The organism is Streptomyces sp. STAM6 (assembly GCF_054963715.1).
Window position 1 is genome coordinate 1 of the sequence record NZ_JBUEFZ010000070.1, and the last position, 7120, is coordinate 7120.

General features: G+C 68.4%; 3 protein-coding genes and 1 pseudogene. 1 reads left to right on the plus strand and 3 read right to left on the minus strand.

Annotation, left to right across the window (positions count from 1 at the left end; all coding sequences use genetic code 11):
- Positions 1–780 precede the first annotated feature (780 nt).
- Complete coding sequence (locus ACY34K_RS33545) at positions 781–4992, plus strand: hypothetical protein (protein ID WP_462753999.1); 4212 nt, start codon at positions 781–783, stop codon at positions 4990–4992.
- A gap of 138 nt (positions 4993–5130) precedes the next feature.
- Here ACY34K_RS33545 and ACY34K_RS33550 read toward each other — a convergent pair whose 3' ends face one another.
- The 3 genes and pseudogenes from ACY34K_RS33550 to ACY34K_RS33560 all read right to left on the minus strand — a co-directional run.
- Positions 5131–5322: a DUF397 domain-containing protein gene (locus tag ACY34K_RS33550; protein WP_462754001.1), complete on the minus strand. Its 192-nt coding sequence runs from the start codon at positions 5320–5322 to the stop codon at positions 5131–5133.
- On the minus strand, positions 5289–5975 hold the full coding sequence (locus tag ACY34K_RS33555) for a DUF5753 domain-containing protein (RefSeq protein WP_462754003.1): 687 nt from the start codon (positions 5973–5975) through the stop codon (positions 5289–5291). Before ACY34K_RS33555 ends, ACY34K_RS33550 begins: the two co-directional genes overlap by 34 nt.
- A gap of 332 nt (positions 5976–6307) precedes the next feature.
- Positions 6308–7120: pseudogene (locus tag ACY34K_RS33560) on the minus strand (hypothetical protein); the annotation flags it as partial.

The window sequence follows — 7120 nt, forward strand, 5'->3', positions numbered from 1 at the left end:
GCAGCAGTCGCCGCAGTGCGACGAGCACTGGCAGGCTGACCCATGAACGTCGGCGTCAAAGGCACCCAAGCAGCTGGGAATGACTGCAGCGGGACCCATGGCGGAAGGGCTTTGATCTTCAGCGCCGCCAGCGCCGGCCCTGCGGTCCGGTCGAGTTTCAGCCGGCCGGACCGCACCCCAAACCAGGATGATCCGCCCAGGGGGTGTTCCCCCCTCCCCAGGCCCCTCAGCCATCGAAGACGTATAGCAGCTGACATTGCGGACGGGTTTCCAGGTTTCGACACTCTGCGTAATCAAGTGACCACGGTTCGAGAAAACAGCAGATCAGGGCACGCAAGGTGGTCTTGATCTAGGCGGTATCGATCCGGAAGGGGCAACCCGGGGCCCCTGTCCCCACCCTTTTTGACCCGATTGGAGTGATCCGAAGATGGCCCACAACTGGGGTACGAGCCGGCGGACGTCGCGTCTGCCGAAGAACTGGCGGACGCTACGGGCGCAGGTGCTCGCCAGGGATCCGGTTTGCCGGATATGTGGCATCCGGCCGTCGGTGGTGGCTGACCACATCCTGCCGATGACCGATGACCATCGGCTCGAGGCGCTTCAGGGTGCGTGCGATCCGTGTCACCGGCAGAAGACAGCTTCGGAGGCTGCTGCTTTCCGTGCTGCTGCTCGTGGTCCTGGTCGTCGTCGACCTGATGAGCCTCACCCTGGTCTGCTCTGACCAGACCTGCTTGACCTTCCTTCAGGGCCCGCGCCAGGACTGCTCGAAGGGAGCAACTCATGGCGATCACTGTGGGGTCCGTCGAAGTCGACGTCATCCCGAACACGAGAGGGATCTACTCCCGGCTACGGGCCGGGATGCTGCCGAGCGCGAACCGCGTCGGCGAGGAGATGGCCCGGACCATCGGCCAGCACGTCATGGTCCAGGTGACGTCCGCTGTCCGGGATGGCGTTCAGCGCGGCGGCCGGCAGGCGACTGTAGCGGCCGGCCGTCAGGGCTCGGATGTGGGCGGCGCGTTCGCCCGAACGTTCCGCACCCGCCTCGAAGCTGCGATGCGGAACCTTCCCCGGGCGGACGTGCGGATCGGGGAGGCCGGGTTCAACGCTGACCTGGCCCGTCTGCGAGCCCGTCTGGAGACGCTGGGGAACAGGCAGGTGGGCGTCGACGTCGACGCGGCTACCGCCCTTGCCGAGATTGAGCGCCTCGAGCGGGACCTGCAGCGGCTCGGCGCCAGCCACCCGGACGTCAACGTCCGCGTCGACACGGGGCAGGCCAGGGCCGAGCTGGACGCGCTGCGGGCGGAGATATCGAGGCTCGACGGCCAGGAGGTCAACGTCCGGGTCGATCCGTCGGTCCGCTCGTTCGGGATGCTCACGACGGCCGCGGCCGCATTCGGCCCGGCGATCCTGCCCGCGCTGCCCATCGTGGCGGCCGGCCTGGGAGCTGTGGCGGCCGCAGGTGTAGCGGCCAGTGTCGGGCTCGGCGCCATCGCAGCCGCGGCCGCGCCCGGGCTGAGGGACGTGGCTGGTGCGCTGCAGGCGCAGAAGGCCGCCCAGGAAGCGGCGACATCGGCCACGAACGGCGGCGCGGCCGCAGCGGTGGCCGCTCAGCAGCGGGCCATTCAGATGGCGTCCGCCAGCCAGGCACTCGCCGCGGCGGAACGGAACGGCGCCCGGCAGGTAGCGGCCGCGCAGCAGCAGGTGACCAAGGCCCGGCAGAACGCCGCCCAGGTCGCCGCTCAGGCATCGCAGCGGGCCCAGCAGGCCGCCCGGCAGGTGCAGGACGCCGAACGGTCCCTGAGGGACGCGCAGAAGGACGCTCAGCGGGCCCAGGAAGACCTCACCGCGGCGAGGAAGACGGCCGCCGAGCAGCTGCAGGACCTCAACGAGCGGCTCGCCGGCTCCGCCCTTGATGAGCGTGCGGCGATCCTCCGCGTCAGGCAGGCCCAGGAGGACCTGAACCGTACGCGTGCGGACACCTCAGCCACCGAGCTCGAGCGGGACCAGGCCCAGCTGACGCTCGACCAGGCGGTAGCCGCCCTCGAGGCCCAGCGGCGTGAGCACGCGCAGCTGAAAGCAGAGACGGCGGAGGCGAACCAGGCCGGGGTCGAGGGCTCAAGGGCTGTCGTCGACGCTCAGGACAGGGTTGCCCAGGCTCAGCAGCGGGTGGCCGACGAGGCGCGCGGAGTGAAGGACGCGCAGCAGGAGCAAGCCAGGGTCCAGGTGCAGAACGCTCAGGACATCACGGCGGCCCAGCAGCGCATCGTCGACGCCCAGCAGGGAGTTTCCGCGGCCCAGCAGTCGGCGGCGGATTCGATCGCGTCGGCTCAGCGGCAGATCGCTTCGGCGCAGATGTCCGCAGCTGGCGGAGCGAACACGGCGGCCGCCGCTCAGGCGAAGTACCAGGCCGCCCTGGCGAAGATGACGCCGGCGGCCAGGGGCACGTTCAACAGCTTCGTCGCTCTGAGGGGCGCGTTCGGCGCCTGGTCACGCAGCCTGCAGCCGGCGGTGATGCCTCTCTTCACGCGGGCCTTGGACGGTATCCGCAGGTCCCTGCCGGGGCTGACACCGTTCGTGCTTGCGGCGGCCCGGGCGATCGGGCAGCTGCAGGACAAGGTGTCGGCCGGGTTCAAGAGCCCCTGGTGGAAAGACTTCAAGGCTGACCTCGCTGGCTCCGTTGAGCCTGCGATCGTCGGCCTGGGCACGTCGTTCGGGAACGTCTTCAAGGGCATGGCCGGGGTCGTACAGGCCTTCCTGCCGCACATGCAGTCCATCTCGGACCGCATGAGCGCCATCACGGCCCGGTTCGCTACCTGGGGGACCAGCCTGAAGGGGTCTCCGGAGTTCGAGCGGTTCCTGTCGTACAGCTCGGAGCAGGCCCCGTTCCTCGCTGAGACGATCGGCAACCTGCTGGGAGCGATCCTGAAACTGGGCGTGGCGCTGGCGCCGCTGGCAGGCACCGCACAGTCGTTCATCAACGTGCTCTCCGCAGGGCTGACAGCCATTCCGACCGAGGTGCTGACGTTCATCGGCGTGACCCTGGCGTCGATCGCGATCGGGGCCAAGCTCGCCGCGCTGGCGATGGCGATCTGGCGGGGCGCGATGGCCGCGGCCGGCGTGGTCACGGCCCTGATGACGGGGCAGACGATCGCGCTGAATGCGGCGATGCGCGCGAACATCATCGGCCTGATCGTCACCGCGGTCATGGCACTGGTCGTGGCGCTGATCTACGCCTACCAGCACAGCGAGACGTTCCGGAACATCGTCCAGACAGCCTGGGAGGGCATCAAGCAAACCGTCTCGTTCGTCTGGAACAACATCCTGAAGCCCGCCTTCGACGGCCTGGTGTGGGCGTTCCAGGGCATCGGGACTGTCGCCAAGTGGCTGTGGGAGAAGGTCCTCAGCCCGGTGTTCGGCTGGGTCGGAGACAAGGCCAAATGGCTCTGGGAGAACATGCTCAAGCCGGCGTTCACCGAAGCCAAGAAGACGTTCGACGCCCTGGGCTCCGGCATCAAATGGGTCTGGGACAAGATCCTCTCCCCGGTGTTCACGTGGATCGGCGACAAGGGCAAGTGGCTGTGGGACAACGCCCTCAAGCCCGCGTTCGACAACATCAAGTCCGGGATCGACAAGGTCGGGAAGTCCTTTGAGGACGCGAAGAACTTCATCGGCACCGCCTGGTCCAAGGTGCAGGACATCGCCAAGAAGCCCGTGAAGTTCCTGATCAACACGGTCTACAACAAGGGCATCGTCCCGACGTGGAACAAGGTCGCGACCGCGTTCGGCGCCGACCCGATCAAGGCGATGGTCCTGCCGCCCGGCTTCGCCCGCGGCGGTGTCCTGCCCGGCTACACCCCGGGCAAGGACGTCCACAAGTTCTACTCCCCGACCGGCGGCGGCCTCGAGCTCAGTGGTGGCGAGGCCATCATGCGGCCCGAGTTCACCCGCGCTGTCGGCTCCGGCTTCGTTCACGGGATGAACGCCATCGCCCGCAGCCGCGGCGCGTCCGGCGTGAAGGCCGCCCTGGCGCCGGCCCTCGGAGGGAACCCGGCTACGTCGGTCGACCAGTCCCTGCGCTACGCGGACGGCGGCATCTTCGGCTGGATCGGCAAGAAGGTCGCCGGCGCCGGGTCGGCTGTGTGGAACGGGGTCAAGAAGGGCGCGTCGTGGCTGGCTGACAGCCTCGAGTCGTCGGCCCGGGCTGGTGTGAAGTACGCGGTGGATCCGCTGCTGGCCCAGTTCCCCGGGGCGGACACGAACTTCGGCCGCATGATCCGCCGTATCCCGACGAGGATCCTGGACGCGATCTTCGGCTACTCGAAGACCGCAGACAGCAAGGGCGCCGGCGGTATCGGCGGGCCTCGCATCCAGGCCGCCCTGAAGTGGGCCAAGACCCAGCACGGGCTGCCCTACCAGTGGGGCGGCAACGGCAACCCGAGCTGGGACTGCTCCGGTTTCATGTCCGCGATCGAATCGGTGATCCGCGGCCAGAAGCCACACCGCCGCTGGTCGACGCACGCGTTCAACGGCGGCACCCCGCCCGGCTGGGTCCGCAACGGCAACTCACCTTTCCGGGTCGGCATCACGCACGCCGGTGTCGGCCACACCGCAGGCACCATCGGCCGCACCAAGGTCGAATCGCGCGGTGGTGATGGCGTGGTCGTCGGCGCGAGGGCCCGCGGCTACAACGACAAGCTGTTCACCTCCTGGTACGGCTTCCAGCCGGGCAAGTACGACTCCGGCGGCTACCTCCAGCCCGGGCTGAACCTGGCCTACAACGGCACCGGCCGGCCCGAGCCGGTCTTCACCACCCAGCAGGCCAACGCCCTCGTCTCCAAGGCGGCAGTCCCGTCCGGCCTGCAGCCCGGTGACCCGTTGCGCCTGGTCGTCGACGGCCACGAGTTCACGGCCTTCGTCGACAACCGGGCCGACTACCGGGTCGACGCCACGCTGAGGCCGATCGCCCGGGCGATCACCGGACGGAGGGGATGACAGAGTTACGTGACAAGGAAGCGGCAGAATCGGCCCGTTCCGCGTCGCCGCTGGGTCCGGGATGTTCCGGCATGATGGACCCGTCATGACACGACAGAACCCCCGCCACAACTCTCCTGTGGCGGGGGTTCCGTGCGGCTAGACCGTATGGGTCTTGGCCCAGTCGACGAGTGCCGACCAGGCCGAATGCCTGAGGGCTATCCGGGCACCATCCGGGCGTTTACTGTCCCGCACCAGCACCGCGCCGGCGGGACGCGCCCACTCCACACATGCGCCAGAGTCGGTGTACGTCGACTTCACCCAGACAAGCTCATCGTCGATTGCATGCACAGCGCTCTCCTCGCTGAGTCGATCATTTTGAGCGACTCCGCCGGGCTGGCGGCCGCCGCCTGCAGGTGATCGTATGCATGGGAGTAGGCCGCGATGTCCTCAGGCCTGGTGGAGATGACGGAACCGGTCAGCGTCTCGATGAAGACCGCGTTGGCCGAGCCCAGACGGTAGCGGGTGAACGCTCCGGTGAGCCCCGGATGCCCTCCTGACGACAGGGGCAGGACCTGCAGCGTGACCGCCGACCGCAGCGAGACGACGTTCAGCAGGTGTTCCATCTGCTCGACGAGAACTGACCTCGAGACCACCGGCCGCCGCAGAACCTGCTCGTCGATGATGAACCATGCCCGGCGTTCAGACCCGTACCCGAGAGCCTCGATGCGCTGTGCCCGCGCGTCGGCCCGGTCCGATACCTGCTCGATGGGCAGCGATGGGGCCGCGGTCTGGATGGCTTCCACGGCGTACTGATAGGTCTGCAGCATTCCGGGGATCAGTGTCGGGTGCCAGGCCTGGATCGAGTCGGCGGCGCTCTCCAGGCGCGTCAGCCTGCTGATGTGGTCGACCTGGGTGTCTTCGCTGGTTGCTCGCCACAGACCGGCCCTGGATGGGTCGAGGGTGCCGCGGACAAGGTCGGCGGCTTCCTTCCGAGACGTCATCGGCTCTCCTCCGATGGGGGGTTGATAGTGCGTCACAAGCTACTCCCGGTGAGGTGTCGCTCACATACCTCTTACGTGTCCCGGGACTTACCGCCTCCTCTCGACTGGACCGGTCCGGTAAGAGCCCGGCGGTAAGTCGAAGTTCCACTTCGACTGCGACTCCGACTTGAGGGATCCCCTCTCTGACCTGCACCGGGAGGGCGCAGGAGGAGCGTCAGTCGCAGTCGGAGTGGGACTTACTCCTTCGTCCTCCCGCCGGGAGGGCCCGGTTTCGACCCTCTGGGAGGGGGTCGACACGGGATTTCCCCGGCCGGCGGGAAGGAAGTAAGTCGTCAGGCTGGGGCGCCGGTCAGCTGCTGCTGGATCGCCTGGGCCCGCTTCTGGCCGATGGAGTACGCCTGCCGCAGCTTGCGCACCGAAGGGGTTGCCCCCGCGTTCAAGACGTCGGCGAAGTCCACCTCAACCCGCGGCAGGAGTACGTCGGGTACGGGGTACTCCACGTCATCGTCTCGGTCGTCCTGGGTGTACTCCTCGTCGGGTACGGGCTCGGTATCGGCAACCGCGTGTACCCCTGTACCCTCCGCGCGGGCGTCCGCCGCGGGTACAGCGGGCTCGTCGACGGGTACACCGGCAGGCTCCGTCTCGGGTACGTACTCGGCGTGTACCTCGGCCCGGGTACGGGCGGCTCGAGCGGAGTACACCCGGTCAGAGACGTCCGGGTTGTGGCGGACCATCGCTTCCAGGTCCCGGAACCGGTCCAGGACGTCCGCCAGCGGCAGGGCCGGAGCAGGTGCAGCCTGTACCTCGGCGACTTCCGCAGGGGCGTCCACCAGCGCCTGGGGTACAGGCGTCTCCTCGAGGACCGGAACCGCAGCTGCCTCCGGCTCCGGGGTCCGCGGCACCTCGGGTACGGAGTACACCGGGCTCTGCTCAGCGGGGTGCGGGTACACCTCCACGGGTACAGGCGGCGGGGTGTACCCGTGCGCGACCGGGGTGTACTCCGGTGTACTCGGCTGCTCGGGTACGGGGACCTCGGGATCGGTGGCGAGGCGGTCGTGTACCTGCCTCATCAGCGCACCGAACGCGATCAGCGCAGCCGACGGGGGTACGGCCGCCACGATGTACTCCAGCGAACCGGCGCCCCT